The sequence below is a fragment of the Nitrosomonas communis genome, assembly GCF_001007935.1.
GTDB lineage: Bacteria > Pseudomonadota > Gammaproteobacteria > Burkholderiales > Nitrosomonadaceae > Nitrosomonas > Nitrosomonas communis.
This window is the reverse complement of record NZ_CP011451.1, coordinates 422375-437291: the sequence shown is the minus strand read 5'-3', so window position 1 is coordinate 437291 and position 14917 is coordinate 422375. Positions and strand designations below refer to the sequence as shown.

Below are 14917 nucleotides of genomic sequence, written 5' to 3'. Positions count from 1 at the left end.
ATTAATTGCCTGTGCAAGTGAATGGCCGTGTTGATGTGGTACTCAGAAACTCGCAAACTCGCAAACTCGCAAACTCGCAAACTCGCAAACTCGCAAACTCGCAAACTCGCAAACTCGCTTTGCTCGTTTTGTCGTTTCTCACGCTCTGTCCACCTTGCACTTGGTCTTAGCTCGACCAATTAATCAAAGTGATCGCGCGTGAATAATGATCAAATTGAATGGATAATAAAAACATGCCTAACCATACCCGCTCCATTCAAATATTATTTTTAAGGAGCAGCATGATTCGATTTAGCTTATATTGGTTACTTTGCTTACTTCCTGTTTTTGCTCAAGCCTCTGCTATCGATAGCCTGAGAACATTCGTGCAGAAAGCACAAACTTTCAAAGCGGTATTTTCACAAACTTTGCTTAATAAAAATATTCAGGTAATGCAGGAAGCTACTGGCGTCATGATGTTTGAACGGCCGGGCAAGTTTCGCTGGACGTATGAGAAACCCTACCAGCAATTGATCGTCGGTGACGGCAGCAGAGTATGGTTCTACGATCAGGATCTCAATCAAGTGACAGTACGTCGGCTGGATGTGGCGATCGGCAGCAGTCCCGCTGCTTTATTAGCGGGCAGCAGTACGATCGAACGAAATTTTGATCTTGCAGAAATCGAGGTGAATGATGAGATGGAATGGCTGGAAGCTATCCCCAAAACTAAGGAAAGCACCTTTGAATTGATCCGCATGGGCTTTTCTCAAAAAGGAGAATTGCGTGAAATGGTTTTACGCGATAATTTCGGTCAATTTACCTTATTGGTATTTACTGATCTTGAAACCAATCCCGTTCTTTCTCCCGATTTATTTCAGTTTACCCCACCCAAAGGCGCCGATGTGATCAGTGACTGATCTCTTTACCCAGCAAAAACCCAATGCACCACTAGCTGAGCGCTTACGTCCCCAATCCTTGAATGAGGTCATTGGTCAAACGCATCTGTTAGGTGCGGGCAAACCCCTCCGTCTTGCGTTTGAATCGGGAAAACCGCACTCCATGATTTTATGGGGTCCGCCGGGCAGTGGAAAAACGACCTTGGCGCGTCTCATGGCGCACGTGTTTGATGCTGAATTTATTGCGCTGTCGGCAGTACTGTCTGGGGTAAAAGATATCCGTGAAGCAGTTGAACGGGCGCAGCAGATATTGCAGCAATCAGGTCGCCGCACTCTATTGTTCGTGGATGAAGTTCACCGCTTTAATAAGGCGCAACAAGATGCTTTTCTGCCTTATGTCGAGCAGGGATTGATTACCTTTATCGGTGCTACTACCGAAAATCCCTCATTTGAAGTCAATCGCGCACTCCTTTCACGCGCGCAAGTGTATATGCTGAGCCCTTTATCCGAGGAGGAACTTAAGCAATTGCTTGAGCGCGCCTGTCAGTTAGCGCTGCAGAAAATACATTTCTCAGAGGAAGCAAAACATCTCCTGATCACTTTTGCCGATGGTGATGCGCGGCGCCTGCTCAACTTGCTTGAGCAGGCGGATATTGCTGCCGAGACTGAAGGAATAAGTGAGATAAATGCAGACTTTGTGCGCAATGTACTATCGCGCAGTATGCGTCTTTTTGATAAAGGTGGTGACGAATTTTATGATCAGATTTCAGCCTTACATAAATCGATCCGTGGTTCTTCCCCGGACGCCGCTCTTTACTGGATGTGCCGCATGCTCGATAGTGGTGCCGATCCGCTCTATATCGGCCGACGCCTCATCCGTACGGCCACCGAGGATATCGGCCTTGCTGATCCGCGTGCACTGACCCTTACACTCGATGCCTGTAACGCTTATGAACGTCTCGGCAGCCCGGAAGGTGAATTGGCGCTGGTGCAGGCAACGCTCTACCTGGCCTGTGCCCCAAAAAGCAATGCAGCCTACCTTGCTTACAAAAAAGCCCGCTCATATGTCGAGCACGATCAATCGCGTCGTATACCGCTACGATTACGCAACGCACCTACCAAGCTTATGAAAGACATGGGTTTCGGGCAGCATTATCGTTACGCGCATGATGAGCCGGAAGCTTATGCCGCGGGGGAAAGTTATTTTCCAGATGATATGCCACCAGTGGATTTCTATCATCCTACCTCTTACGGACTGGAGGCAAAAATTGCTGAAAAATTGCAGTACTTAAAAAAGCGGGATGAACAGGCAAAAAAACGTCAAACAAAACCTTGAGGGCACCTCTAAAAATTCAAGCTATAAAATGAGGCGCGTTAGGAGAAAGTAGTATTTTCTTGATTTGTCCAGGATAACACGTTGTTTAAAATGTATAATAATGAGATTATGCTCCCCGATATGAGTCCTCACCATGCAACTCGGTTTTTTTGACCTTGACAATCGATATGCTCAGCTAAGTAAGTTAAATGATCCGCTTGAAGAGCTGAATCGCATAATCGATTGGAATCTATTCGCTGATCTTCTTGCAGAGACAACGACGAAGCCCCGGAAAAGTGAAGCAGGCCGCAAACCCTTTGATCGGGTGATGCTATTCAAAATGCTGGTATTACAAAGAATGAATAATCTGTCGGATGATCGGCTGGAGTATCAAGTCCGGGACCGGTTGAGTTTCATGCGGTTTTTGGGACTTGGTCTGGCAGGGGTAGTGCCTGACGCAAAGACCATGTGGTCGTTCCGGGAAGAGTTGAAAGAGAACCATCTGATGGATCGTCTGTTTGCAAGATTCGATGAATGTTTACGAGAGTTGGAGGTAGAACTGAAGTCAGGTCAGATCATTGATGCGACCTTTGTGAGTGTGCCTAAACAACGCAATACACGTGAAGAAAACAAGATGATTAAAGAAGATGCCGTTCCGATTGAATGGGGACAGAATCCCCACAAACTGGCGCAAAAAGACATTGATGCGCGTTGGACGAAGAAGAACAGCGAATCATTTTATGGTTACAAAGATCACGTCAATATGGATCGCGATACCAAGCTGATAACCACATGGGAAGTTACTTCAGCGCAAATTCATGACAGTCAGGTTTTGGAAGAAGTGCTGCAATCCCCTGAAGTGGGAGGCGCAGATATTTATGCGGACTCAGCATACCGCAGCAATGCACAGGAAGAAAGTCTGGTCACCTCAAAATACACGAGTCAGATTCACGAAAAAGGCGCTCGCAATCATCCCCTCACGCAAGCACAAAAATCCAGTAACAAAGAGAAATCACGGGTGCGTGCACGAGTAGAGCATGTGTTTGGTTCGATGACGAATGAACTGGGCGGAATCACGATTCGTACCATAGGTTATGGGAGAGCAAAAGTACAAATAGGCTTACTCAACCTCGTCTATAACATCAAGCGTGTAGCGACGCTGATTCGAAAAGGGTATTTCAGTTTCGATAGGGTTAGTGCGCCCGAAATGGCTTAAAGGGAGCAAAAACGAGAAGATAACAACCCGAATCACCTTGAATTTAGAAAAATTTAATTATTGGACAGAAAAACTTTGAGAATCAAGTGAAATTGCCCTCCTGGTTGAATTGATTTGCTTTTTTTAGGTATTTTTAGAGGTGCCCTTGAGTGATTAATAAAAGGATCATGAAGGGAATATACTTGCGTTATCCCCCGAGCCTTCTAGTAAACAGCTTTTAGTTTCTGGTCTGATGTGAGTTCGATTCTGCAATTGAGTTTGCTGCTGTGTTCATCCAAGATACGCTGCAGCCAATATGCATCTTCTGCTGAAGTGCGGTTCAACCGGAAATACTTGATTTGCAACGGCACCATTTCCAAGCTAACCAATTTACCCGTAGCAGGTGCAATGCTGGCAAAATACATCAGGGATAAGTCGCCGCGATAATGCTCGTGACCACCTATGCCTTCATAATCATTCAAGAAATCACCGCATCCATACAAAATAAGTTTTTCTTTGTACACTTCCAGTCCGATAGGGTGATGGGAAGAATGTCCATGCAGCAAGTCTATCTCGGCAGAATCAATCAGCATGTGAGCAAAATCAATGTGTTCCTCGGGAATACGGTAACCCCAATTTCCGCCCCAGTGGATGGAAACAATGACAATATCGCCAGGGTGCTTGTTCTGACGCACGAGCGTTGCAATTTGATCAACCGTTTTGCGGGATAAATCGGTTAAAAAATAAACACCTGCTTTCCTGGCCGAAGCTGCCCATTCATACGCAATGCCGCTGGATTCCGTGCCACAGGAAATGATAATGATTCTTCCTTTTAAGGGAATATCTAAAATAGCCCGCGATTGTGCTGCCTGCAAGTTTGCACCGGCACCGGCAGTTTTGATGTGAGCATTTGTCAGGATGCGTAAGGTTTCGGTCAAACCGGCATATCCCCAGTCCAGTACATGATTATTTGCCAGTACACAGCAATCAATCTTTGCAACGGTGAGAGAGGGCATATTTTGAGGATGCATGCGGTAGTGGATGCCTTTATTCACCCAAAACTCATCGCTGGTAGTAATGCTCGTTTCCAGATTAATTATGCGTGCATCGGGTGCTATTTTTTCCAGTTCAACCAGCGCATCGCCCCAAATATAATCGAAGCTTACCGGTCTGGGAATTTTGCCATTGATTTCTTCGGCCAGTTCGACATACTCTTGCGCATTTTGTACATAGGGTTCATATAATTGCGGTTTGCTGGGGTGAGGCAATATTTGATCGATTCCTCTACCCGTCATCACATCACCGCATAAAAATAGTGTAATGGGCGTTTTTTGCGTGGATGCTTCAGAGTCGGTTATTGCCATTGCTTTCTCGATATCGGTAGTCAATGTCAGGAGAGCTGCGGATGATTGGATTAGAAAATCGCGTCGTTTCATTTGAACTCATCAGTTATTGCTGAATTATCCCAATTTTAAGAACGGATAGCAGTTGCGTTGTTCACGGGTCCATAACGAGAAGCCTGCCTGCTGTGCGACGATTTCAACATCCAGAATTACGTCAGGATCATCAAATGTTACTTTGCCCTCAGCTCCTTGTGATCGTAATTGCTCATTCAGATAGTCGCCGAGTAAACCGGCTTCATCCTGGCTTTTTATTGTGCCATAGAACCCACGCCGATGCATACGTACATGAAAACTGCGATGGGCCAATTGGGGCAGAAATGACTGAATGCACTGTTTGGCCTTTTCCTCGAATGCTGAGAGTGTCTGAAAAAAGAAGCAGTGAGTACAAGGAATGACTCGACAGAATACGCGCCTATAAGCTGGATCTTTTTGCATGTCCTGGAGAAAAGATTTGAGAAATGTTTCGGTATTCTCAACCTTGAGGGTAAGCACGTTGCGAAAAGGTGTCTTTGCCACATGATCATACTGGGATAGTAAAGAGAAAGCTTGCTTGAAGCCATTTTCTGCGATAGTGACCACAACGTTCCAATCTTTCATTATGGTTTACCTTCGAATGATAAGAAGATGGGGGTATGCATGGTTGGGCTTTAGAGAAATATGCCAAGCCTCAATAAATTATTCCATTTCTAAATTAAAGCTAACTTTGCTAACTTTGTTGGCTTTGCCTTGCCATATTATTTATACTGTGTGCAGTCTGTCTTCATCTCATGTTTGATTTAGAAATAAAATCAATCATTGGAATAGAAGTGCATGATGATGGTTCCTGAGTTTGTTGGGTTTGTGAGAACGAAATTTGATGATATCAATCAAATAAAAATAGCAGACGCCTAACCTTCAAATAGTATTATTACTGTGTCCAGCGCACATCATTCTTTATCAAAAATCAGCAGAATCGGTGTAAGCTAATAATTCCCATAAAGAAAGTTTTATGATTACGCAGATAGAGGAAAAATATTTATCTCATTATCTAAATTATTGGTGTGATTCTGATTTCCTATCAAGAACAGTCTTTTTATAGAGGAGTGTGAGTGATGAAAACAATCAGATTGATAAGTGCATTTTTTTCGTTGAGTATTACGCTATTGGTGCCCGGTCATGCCAACGCGGTCGATTTGGGGCAACTCCCAAGTGCTAGTGAAACTTTAGAGCAGGGTAGACAAGTTTTGCCAGGCAGCGAGGCTGCAAAAACGGCTGTGCCAGCCGAGATTCCTGCGACTGGACTGACCAAGGAATTAATGCAGCAATTTGGCGTCAATCAGCGGCAAGCTGAAGCGGGGGCGGGTTCTCTGTTCCAGTTAGCCAAAACCAAAATGTCAGCAGAGGATTTTACCGCGCTGACTGATGCAGTTCCTGAAGTACCCCATTTAATGACGGTTGCACCGCCGCCAAGTCCACTTGGAGGAGCTGGTATGACAGCTACTTTCTTGGAAATTGGCATGAAGCCTGAAATGGTCAAAAATTTTATACCTACCATAGTGCAATATGTTGAAAGTAGTGGCGGCAGTGCCGTGGCGGCCGCACTTAAAGCTGCATTGATGAGTGGCATGTAGCCTTTTCAATGAAAGGATGTCTGCCCGGCTGACGCTATTTACTGCAGTAAGCGGGCAGATTACTGATCTTGTTCATAGCAAACTGTGATAATGCTGTTCTTGCGTTATTCCATATCTAAAGCAAGCCTGATTTTGTCGGCTTTGCCTTGCCATATAAGTTATATGGTCTACGACTCGACTTTGCATCATGTTTGGTTTGGAAATGGAATGAGCTAATTAAAAAGAAGAAACGAAAAGAATGAGTTTCTTTTTTGCTTTACTTTTTTATTTATTATAACTCAATAAAATAATTGTCCAGGAAATGAACGCTATGTTGATGAATCGACGGCAATCTCTTGGTTTGAGTGGCCCTACTGCCCTGATGGCTACTTGCTACCCCAATATAACGCCGGGTCATGCTCTTCTGTCTCATCCGCAACAACCTTCTGCTGAACTGCTAAAAAGTATGAAAGAGTTGCCAAAGCAAAAAAATATGCTTCTGGGGTATCCACTCAATATGGCTACGCCGCCGGAGGAGTTTTTCGTCTGGCGTAAAGAGTTATTTTCAGCTGGTCTTAATCAGTTTGGTTTTAACAACGTCGGCAATCCCTACGCTCATAGCCATATCCCTTTTAATAGTCATCTGTTTGAAAGAGAGCTTATAAACCGGTTCGGAACAGTGTATGGTTTTTCACAAGACAATGTCTGGGGTTTTCTCAGCAATAGTGGTACTGACAGCAATATGCACGGACTGTACATGGGCCGTACGTTGCTAAGAAGCCAGACAGGGGTGATGCCTAAAATATATTTCACGAGAGAAGCGCATTACTCCATCCAAATTCTCACAGATTTATTGAATCTGGAATGGGTAGTAGTCGGTACCGATCGCGATGGCAGCATGGATATAGATGATCTGGAAAGGCAATTGAAAGCAAATGCCAATTATCCTGCTTTGGTAGTGGCAACGATTGGCACAACTTTCAAAGGTGCGGTCGATTCCATAGACGGTATCCAAGCAAAGCTTAAAGGCCGCACAGCTTATCTTCATCTGGATGCAGCGTTGTTTGGGGGTTATCTGCCGCATACCCAGTTTGCGGCTGAGCTATTGCATGAGATCTCAGATGAGGGAACAGGGAGAAAAGTAAAACGTTATGATTCTATTGCCGTCTCATGTCATAAATTCTTCGGATTCCCTGCACCAGCAGGCTTATTTATCACGACCAGAGCAAACTTTGAGATGTTCCTTACCCAGTTTGGTCAGATTCATGATCCTGAATATATTCTGCAGATTCCTGGAACGATTACTTGTTCGCGCGATGCGATGAAAGCTGCCGAGTTTTATTTTTTCAGCTCGGAAGCGGCTTTTAGCAAGCAAGCTGCTGATGCCAAAAGCATGCTGGATAATACGACCTATTTATTAAAGGAAATGATGGCGCACTACGATTATTTACAGCCTGTGAGAGCCAACCCGCAATCCAATACGATTTATTTCAGAAAACCAGGTGATACCGTGGTCAATCGCTATAGTTTGGCGGCGATGGGAGTGGAGATCGATAAGGAACATGTTCCTCATGTGCATGTGGTCGTGATGCCGCATGCCAGCAAGGAAATTCTGGATCAATTTCTAACTGATCTGGGTAAAAAGGAGGAGTAAGCTTACCGCTTCTTGTTAAGGAATTAATGGGAAACCGTTTTGGAAAAGACATTAATGATCAGGACACCTGCAACGATCAGCAATAGGCCAATAATGGCTGGTATATCGAGGGATTGTTCTAAAAATAGCCACCCGATAATCGCAATGAGTACCACTCCTGCCCCTGACCAGATAGCGTAGGCGATACCTACCGGGATTGTTTTGAGTGTGAGGGATAAAAGGTAAAAAGCCAGCAAGTATCCAACCACGACGACCAACGAGGGACAAAAGCGAGTAAATCCTTCTGTTGCCTTGAGGAATGAGGTGGCAATTACTTCGCTCAGAATAGCGAGCGAAAGAAAAATCCATTGTTGCATTGATATGATTCCATGAAGATAAGATTAAAGAATTGATTAGTTTATGTGCTTGAGTATAGTGAGAACTGAGCGAAGCCCTCCTTCAATGAATCCCTGGAAATCAGAATAAGCTTCGCCGCAGATATGAATATTCCTCTGGGAGATAGAATCAGTTACACCAAAACTTGCCAGCGTAGCGATTGACTGATCAACGAGTATCCCTGGCTTCCAGATATGGCAGCCCGCTTCGAAGGGTTCTTTGCCCCAGTCACGGATGCCGAAACAGGTAATAGCCTGTGCCTGTTCTTTCCGTTCTTTTGGGCTGAGGCTTGCAGGGTGCGGGGTTAAATATTGCAGGTATTGTTCGATAAGTCGCTCGTCGTGATTGATTTCTGCTCTTTCATGAGGTTCATTTTTAACAAAAAGCTTCCAATAATTCATGGAAGGGGCATCGCCATAAACCATCACCATGCCCCGTTTTTGATCGACTTCTTCACGGTAGTAATAATGGAGCTCTCGGGCTGGAATGGACGAGGCACGAGTTTGTGGTTTGGTTTTGGCGTTCCACCAGGGTGTTTTTGTGACAAAAAAACATTTTAATAATGGAACAGGGATAACTCCGTTAATGATGCGCCCAATAGCATCGGGAAAAAAGGGTAAGAGTTTTTTTAAAGAGCTCTGCGGAATCGCCAGCACGAGGTGGCGAGTGCGCACAGTGATGCTTTCGTGATGGGGCGTTTCCAGAGTCAATCTAAGATGATTATTTTCATCTTGATAAATGGCAGTCAAACAATAATTCCTGTAAAGCTGAATCGAAGGGTATTGAGACAAAGAGAATAATTTTACTAACTCAGTGACCAGTGCTTCGGTTCCCTGCCTAATGCCAACCAGCTCATCTTCAGGATGCAATCCTCTGAGCCAGAAATTGATCCACTCTGCGGCAGAGGGATTTTGGTGGATAAAATGGTAAAATGTACCATATTCAATAATTTTCTTAAGGGCATTGTGGCTCAACACCTCACTTAATACATTCCAGAAGCCGGTTTGGTAAAGTGAGATTCCATTAAAAGTAAACTCATTTCTGACGCGGTGATAGAAAGCTTCATCCAGGTCAGCCCACCATTCCCAGTGCCGTGTATCTCGCGGATTGTTTAAATCACCACCACTTTGTCCAAGAACCCGCAATATGCCCAGACTTAAAAGCTCAAGCGCATTAAATGGGTGTCCATGAGAAATACGGCCTTCATCTTTTTCCAGATCAAAGAGTGCTTCCAGATTAGTGGCTGGGGTATAGGGTGGAAAATAACAGGTTGCCAGTTTTAATTCCTGGATAAGACTCATAAGAAGCGGTTGACCTTTTTTCTCAAAGCGCATGGGACCAAATTCTGCCAGGAACCCATCCATCTCGACGGTCTCGATGCGCCCACCAAATCGCTCAGATTTTTCGAAGAGGGCTATTCTATGCCCAGGTCCTTTCTGCTTATATAATTGATAACACGCGTAAAGGCCGGTAATCCCTCCTCCGATAATGACGGTATCCAGCTGCATCGAATCACTCATCATTCTCTCCTTTTTTCGTGTGCTGCTCAGATGATGTTTCTACCGCATCATGCTCTTCAAAAATCCCCTGTTTACTTTTGCGTCCAGGGTATCTAGTATATGATACTAAGCAAAATAAGAAGAGAAAAGCTTCAATCATAACGTTGACCTCGTACAAGTCAATTGTTACCGAATTAATTTACTTACTTGAAAGGAAATATTATGTCTGTACTCGTCACATGTCCTGCACCTGATTTTACTAAACCTGCTGTCTTACCTGATGGCAGCTTTGATGAGAATTTTAATTTTCATACTCATATCCGTAACAAATACGCCGTTCTGTTTTTCTATCCGCTGGATTTTACTTTTGTCTGCCCCTCGGAAATCATTGCACATTCCCATCGGGCGAAAGATTTCCAGCAACGTAATGTAGAAGTAATTGGTGTCTCTGTCGATTCACACTTCACGCATTACGCCTGGCGCAATACCCCTATCACCAAAGGTGGACTGGGTCCAATTGATATTACACTGGTGGCTGATTTAGGCGGCGAAGTGATGAATGCCTATGGGGTCGCCCATCCCAATCATGTTGCGCTACGCGGCTCTTTCCTGATCGATAAACAAGGTATTGTACGGCATCAGGTCGTCAATGATCTGCCACTCGGACGTGATGTCGATGAAATGTTGCGCATGGTTGACGCCCTGCGCTTCCATGAAGAGCATGGTGAAGTTTGCCCAGCTGGCTGGAAAAGCGGACAACCTGGCATGAAAGCAAGTCCTGAAGGAGTAGCAGAATACCTCAGCAACCACGGGGACAAATTGTAAGGCCGAATTCGACTGCTTCACGCTGGCGTTTTAATAGATAGATTAGGAAGAGATTATAATAAGCAATTTAAGTGCAATATAAAAGGAACGCATAAGCCAGATAATCAGTCTCATGAGTATGGATAAAATAAAGTTTTGTTAAAACTTTTTAGCGAAATATCGTTACTTATACTTCAGAGCTGAGAGGAGGAACACATGAGCTTAGATAAAGATAAAGCGGTCGCCTTATTGAATCAAATCATGGAACTCGAGCTGGCCGGTGTGGTACGTTATACGCACTACGCCTTGATGGTATACGGCTATAACCGTATACCTATCGTGGAGTGGTTAAATAAACAAGCTGAAGAAGGATTGCTGCATGCGCGCAAGGCGGGTGAGCTTGTCACCCTACTAGGAGGACATCCCTCGCTCGCCATCGGGCCTTTGCTGGAGACACACGAGCACGATAATAGTCTAGCCTGTTCGGTCCCGGTCGGCGATATCTTGCAGGAATCCCTTGCTCATGAAGATAAGTCGCTGAATCTCTATTATCAACTGCTGGAATTGGCTCAAGGTAAATCTGTCTTGGTAGAGGAGTATGCGCGCAGTCAAATTGTGGCAGAGGAGATGCATGCTGATGAAGTTAAAAAGATGCTGCGTCAACCCTGCGCAACATGAATGTAAGCACAATATGTAAACGTGAAATACAGGATCTCCTTCATATTGCCGTTGCGGTATTGGCTTTAGCTTTGGCTCGCTGCCTTCAAGCCGTACCGTCGCAGATATTTTCTTGCTTGATCAAGACACGTAACTTCTCGTGCTAAAGTATTCTTTTCGGTTAAACCGGTAATATGCTGATCTTTGTTTAGCAATTCATCATTTATATACAAAGTAGTACGCATAATGTCATTCTCCTCTATTTCTAAGTTAGTGATGCCAGTTAACGCGCTATCGTCATTATCAATGCCTATTTCGTCCATTGGTCAGATAGCCGTTCAGCCTGTTCTAAAACTAGCCTGATAGCTTCTTCCTGTCGATCGGGTGGATATTTATAGCGGCGCAGGGTGATGCGCACCAGATTACGCAGGCGCGCACGGACACTTTCGCGTTTCTGCCAGTCAACCGTGGTGCTGTGGCGCAGCTTCTCGGTCAGTTCGTGCGCGATTTTTTTCAGGATCTCGTCGCCCAGCTCACGTACTGCGCTTTCGTTGTCGGTCAGCGCGTCATAGAAAGCGAGCTCCGATTCATTCAGTCCCAGATGCTCGCCGCGTTTGGCCGCTTCACGGAATTCCTTGGCCATCTGAATTAGCTCTTCAATTACCTGGGAACTTTCAATGGCACGGCTGCGGTAACGATTTAACGCCTCCTGCAGGCGATCGCTGAATTTCTTCTCTAGAATCACGTTGGCTCTGCTGCGGGATTTGATCTCATCATTGAGCAGTTTCTGCAGCAGTTCCACCGCAAAGTTGCGCTGCGGTAAATTGCGTACCTCTTCCAGAAGGCCATCGGAGAGGATGCCAATGTCTGGCCGTTCCAGTCCCGCCAGCTTGAAGACATCCTCCACGCCTTCGGCCACCACCGCATTGTCCAGAATCTGCCTGAGTACTGCGTGCTTGTGATCCTCCGACAATTTCTTATCGGTTTCGGTGGCTTTGGCGATCACGCTCTTGATAGCCTGGAAGAAAGCAATCTCTTCCCGTAGTGTGATGGCGTCATCCAGCGTACCGCACAGTGAAAAAGCCTTGGTAATCGCTAGTACCACATCAGCCCAGCGTTTCTTGCCATCTTCCAGTCCCAGCACAAAATTGGCAGCGGGCAGCAGCAAGGTTGTCGCCTGAATGCGATAGGCGGCATAGTCAAAACCATGCAGCAGGCTGCGCGCTATCTCCATCAGCTCCTTGAGTTTGGCCAGCGCTTCCGCAGTATCAAGGGTGGGCTGACCCTTGCCCCGGCTGTCAGTATAGATTTTCAATGCACGGCGCAGCTCAGCGGCGATGCCGATATAGTCGACTACCAGCCCGCCTTCCTTATCACGGAACACACGGTTGACGCGGGCGATGGCCTGCATCAGGTTGTGGTCGCGCATCGGCTTGTCAATATACATGGTATGTAGGCAGGGCACATCAAAGCCGGTCAACCACATATCACGCACGATCACCAGCTTCAGCGGATCTTTGGGATGTTTGAAACGCTTTTCCAATTGCTTCTTGGTAGCGGCGCTATAGATATGAGGTCGCATCAACTCGGTATCTGCTGCCGAGCCGGTCATGATTATCTTGATTGCCCCTTGAACCGGATCAGGACTGTGCCATTGCGGCCGTAGCGAGACGATGGCGTTATAGAGGTGAACGCAAATTTCACGGCTCATGGTCACGATCATGCCTTTGCCTTCCACAGCCGCATTGCGTGCGTCAAAGTGCTGCACGATATCCGCTGCCACTTGCTTGATACGCGGCTTCGCACCCACGAGCTTTTCCAGTGCGGCCCACTTGGTTTTGGCTGCCTCGCGCAGCGCGATGTTTTCTTCATCCTCGAAGATTTCCTCAACCTGCTCGCTGAGTTGCTCAATCTGCGCCTGATTGATATCCAGCCTGGCCAGGCGGCTTTCATAATAGATCGGTACTGTGGCACCGTCATCCACCGCATCCTGGATGTCGTAGATGCTGACATAGTCGCCGAACACCGCACGGGTATCCTTATCATCCGTTTCCACCGGCGTGCCGGTAAAACCGACAAAGGTGGCGTAGGGCAGGGCATCACGCAGATGCTTGGCGAAGCCATACTTGTATTTGCCTGACTTCTTGTCGAGCACTGCGCGAAAGCCGTATTGCGAACGGTGCGCTTCATCGGCAATCACCACGATATTGGTGCGCTCAGTCAGGCACGGGAATTGATCTTTGTCTTTCTCTGGTGAAAACTTCTGTACGGTGGTAAAAATGATGCCGCCGGATGGTCGCCCTGCCAATAATGTACGTAATTGCTCGCGATCTTCTGCTTGCTGCGGGATTTCTTTCAACAATGAACGTGCATCAACGAAGGTCTGGAACAGTTGCCCATCCAGATCATTGCGGTCGGTGATCACGACAATCGTCGGATTCTGCATTTCCGCTCGTTGCATCAGTTTGCCGGTAAAGCACACCATTGAGATGCTCTTGCCCGAGCCCTGGTATGCCAGACGATGCCGCCCTTGCGTGAACCTGGCACTACCTGCTTGCCATAAGTAGCGCGTTCCTCTTTCATCTGGTTTGTTTCTACCTGTGGTTGTGTGGCAGCAATGACGGTGACACGCACTGCCTCACGCACGGCGTGAAATTGATGATAACCCGCGATCTTCTTGATTAGACCATCATCGGTCTGCTCATAGAGAATGAAATACCGCAGAAAATCCAGCAGTAGTTCAGGCGCGAAGAAACCACGCACCACCTTCTCCAACTCAAGCTCCAGTAAGGGACGATCATTTTCATTACGGATCGTGCGCCACGGCAGAAAGCGCTCGCGGTCTGCCGTGAGCGATCCAACACGCGCGTGAAGACCGTCGGAGATTACCAGTGCCTCGTTGTAGATAAGCAGATCAGTAATCTCTGCTTTGTAGGTTCCCAGTTGATTGAAGGCCGACCAGATATTCGCCTGCTCAGCAGCAGGGTTCTTCAGCTCGATGACCGCAATTGGCAAGCCGTTGATGAAACACACCAGATCAGGTCGACGCGGCTGTTTGGCTCCCTGCACCATGTATTGATTGACTACCAGAAAGCGGTTCTGCTCTGGATGATCAAAATCGATCAGGCGCACGCGGTCACCACGCTTCTGGCCATCAATCTCTACCTCTACAGGTACACCATCGATGAGCAATTCGTGAAAACTGCGATTTTCCGGATCAACGATGGATGACTTGGTTTGGTAAGTTGGTGCACCACATCATCCAACACCGAAGCCGGGATGCCGGCGTTCAAGCGCTGTAGCGCTTCTTTCAAACGGCCAGTCAGCAACACCCGACGGTAATCGGTACGTTCAGGGTTTTCGCCGTCCGGAGCGATGTTCGGCCCACAACGATAGTCCCAACCCGTATCCTGGAACCAGGAAAGGGCAAGTTGTTCGAGTTGGTCTTCGGTCATGTCATGTCATTTCTATATTTGCAACTAAATAAAAAATTCTTATATATTCAGTTATTTAATCGATTGTAGGCTGCTGGCGCTATGCTAGCGCCTAAG

16 protein-coding genes are annotated in these 14917 nt (G+C 46.4%); 7 read left to right on the top strand and 9 right to left on the bottom strand.

The genetic code is table 11. From position 1 onward, the window contains the following. Window positions 1-281: 281 nt before the first annotated feature. The 3 genes from lolA (at window position 282) to AAW31_RS01880 (ending at window position 3406) form a co-directional block, all read left to right on the top strand. Window positions 282-896, top strand: coding sequence for an outer membrane lipoprotein chaperone LolA (gene lolA / locus AAW31_RS01890; protein ID WP_046851421.1), 615 nt, complete (start codon window positions 282-284; stop codon window positions 894-896). Next, the gene (locus tag AAW31_RS01885) at window positions 889-2211 is read left to right on the top strand and encodes a replication-associated recombination protein A (protein ID WP_046848938.1); all 1323 of its coding nucleotides are present in this window, start codon (window positions 889-891) and stop codon (window positions 2209-2211) included. Before lolA ends, AAW31_RS01885 begins: the two co-directional genes overlap by 8 nt. Window positions 2212-2344: 133 nt before the next feature. Then, window positions 2345-3406, top strand: coding sequence for an IS5 family transposase (locus AAW31_RS01880; protein ID WP_046848937.1), 1062 nt, complete (start codon window positions 2345-2347; stop codon window positions 3404-3406). Window positions 3407-3609: 203 nt separating this feature from the next. On the opposite strand, the gene AAW31_RS01875 is transcribed toward AAW31_RS01880, so the two are convergent. Together AAW31_RS01875 and AAW31_RS01870 are read right to left on the bottom strand one after the other, a co-directional pair. Continuing rightward, complete coding sequence (locus AAW31_RS01875; RefSeq protein ID WP_235264466.1) at window positions 3610-4821, bottom strand: CapA family protein; 1212 nt, start codon at window positions 4819-4821, stop codon at window positions 3610-3612. A 24-nt stretch (window positions 4822-4845) separates the two neighbouring features. After that, on the bottom strand, window positions 4846-5385 hold the full coding sequence (locus AAW31_RS01870; RefSeq protein ID WP_046848936.1) for a THUMP domain-containing protein: 540 nt from the start codon (window positions 5383-5385) through the stop codon (window positions 4846-4848). A 494-nt stretch (window positions 5386-5879) separates the two neighbouring features. Between AAW31_RS01870 and AAW31_RS18610 the strand changes: the two genes are divergently transcribed. Further along, window positions 5880-6398 carry a DUF2780 domain-containing protein gene (locus tag AAW31_RS18610; RefSeq protein ID WP_052752010.1) on the top strand — a complete coding sequence of 173 codons (519 nt, stop codon included), beginning with the start codon at window positions 5880-5882 and terminating at the stop codon, window positions 6396-6398. A gap of 301 nt (window positions 6399-6699) precedes the next feature. Next, complete coding sequence (locus AAW31_RS01860; protein ID WP_235264465.1) at window positions 6700-8031, top strand: pyridoxal-dependent decarboxylase; 1332 nt, start codon at window positions 6700-6702, stop codon at window positions 8029-8031. A 23-nt stretch (window positions 8032-8054) separates the two neighbouring features. On the opposite strand, the gene AAW31_RS01855 is transcribed toward AAW31_RS01860, so the two are convergent. The 3 genes from AAW31_RS01855 to AAW31_RS21070 are packed head-to-tail and all read right to left on the bottom strand — an operon-like array spanning window position 8055 to window position 10065. After that, window positions 8055-8387 (bottom strand): SMR family transporter, encoded by a 333-nt coding sequence (locus AAW31_RS01855; protein ID WP_046848934.1) that lies wholly within the window; start codon window positions 8385-8387, stop codon window positions 8055-8057. A 36-nt stretch (window positions 8388-8423) separates the two neighbouring features. Next, window positions 8424-9926: a flavin monoamine oxidase family protein gene (locus AAW31_RS01850; protein WP_046848933.1), complete on the bottom strand. Its 1503-nt coding sequence runs from the start codon at window positions 9924-9926 to the stop codon at window positions 8424-8426. Beyond that, window positions 9919-10065, bottom strand: a complete 147-nt coding sequence (locus AAW31_RS21070) for a hypothetical protein (protein ID WP_158441335.1) — start codon at window positions 10063-10065, stop codon at window positions 9919-9921. The genes AAW31_RS01850 and AAW31_RS21070 overlap by 8 nt, the downstream gene beginning before the upstream one ends. 62 nt (window positions 10066-10127) lie before the next feature. Here AAW31_RS21070 and AAW31_RS01845 point away from each other — a divergent pair, with 62 nt between their 5' ends. Together AAW31_RS01845 and AAW31_RS01840 are read left to right on the top strand one after the other, a co-directional pair. Beyond that, window positions 10128-10730, top strand: coding sequence for a peroxiredoxin (locus AAW31_RS01845; RefSeq protein WP_046848932.1), 603 nt, complete (start codon window positions 10128-10130; stop codon window positions 10728-10730). Window positions 10731-10925: 195 nt separating this feature from the next. Continuing rightward, window positions 10926-11387, top strand: a complete 462-nt coding sequence (locus tag AAW31_RS01840; RefSeq protein WP_046848931.1) for a ferritin-like domain-containing protein — start codon at window positions 10926-10928, stop codon at window positions 11385-11387. 65 nt (window positions 11388-11452) lie between these two features. Here the strand turns inward: AAW31_RS01840 and AAW31_RS01835 are convergent, their stop codons facing one another. From AAW31_RS01835 to AAW31_RS22995, 4 genes are read right to left on the bottom strand one after another with little or no spacing between them, the layout of a single operon-like run. After that, window positions 11453-11689: a DUF2191 domain-containing protein gene (locus tag AAW31_RS01835; protein ID WP_046848930.1), complete on the bottom strand. Its 237-nt coding sequence runs from the start codon at window positions 11687-11689 to the stop codon at window positions 11453-11455. After that, window positions 11677-13827, bottom strand: a complete 2151-nt coding sequence (locus tag AAW31_RS01830; protein ID WP_235264464.1) for a type I restriction endonuclease subunit R — start codon at window positions 13825-13827, stop codon at window positions 11677-11679. Before AAW31_RS01830 ends, AAW31_RS01835 begins: the two co-directional genes overlap by 13 nt. Then, window positions 13827-14558 carry a type I restriction endonuclease gene (locus tag AAW31_RS22500; protein WP_258920407.1) on the bottom strand — a complete coding sequence of 244 codons (732 nt, stop codon included), beginning with the start codon at window positions 14556-14558 and terminating at the stop codon, window positions 13827-13829. The genes AAW31_RS01830 and AAW31_RS22500 overlap by 1 nt, the downstream gene beginning before the upstream one ends. After that, window positions 14534-14821 carry a type I restriction endonuclease gene (locus AAW31_RS22995; RefSeq protein ID WP_200899689.1) on the bottom strand — a complete coding sequence of 96 codons (288 nt, stop codon included), beginning with the start codon at window positions 14819-14821 and terminating at the stop codon, window positions 14534-14536. Before AAW31_RS22995 ends, AAW31_RS22500 begins: the two co-directional genes overlap by 25 nt. Window positions 14822-14917 lie beyond the last annotated feature (96 nt).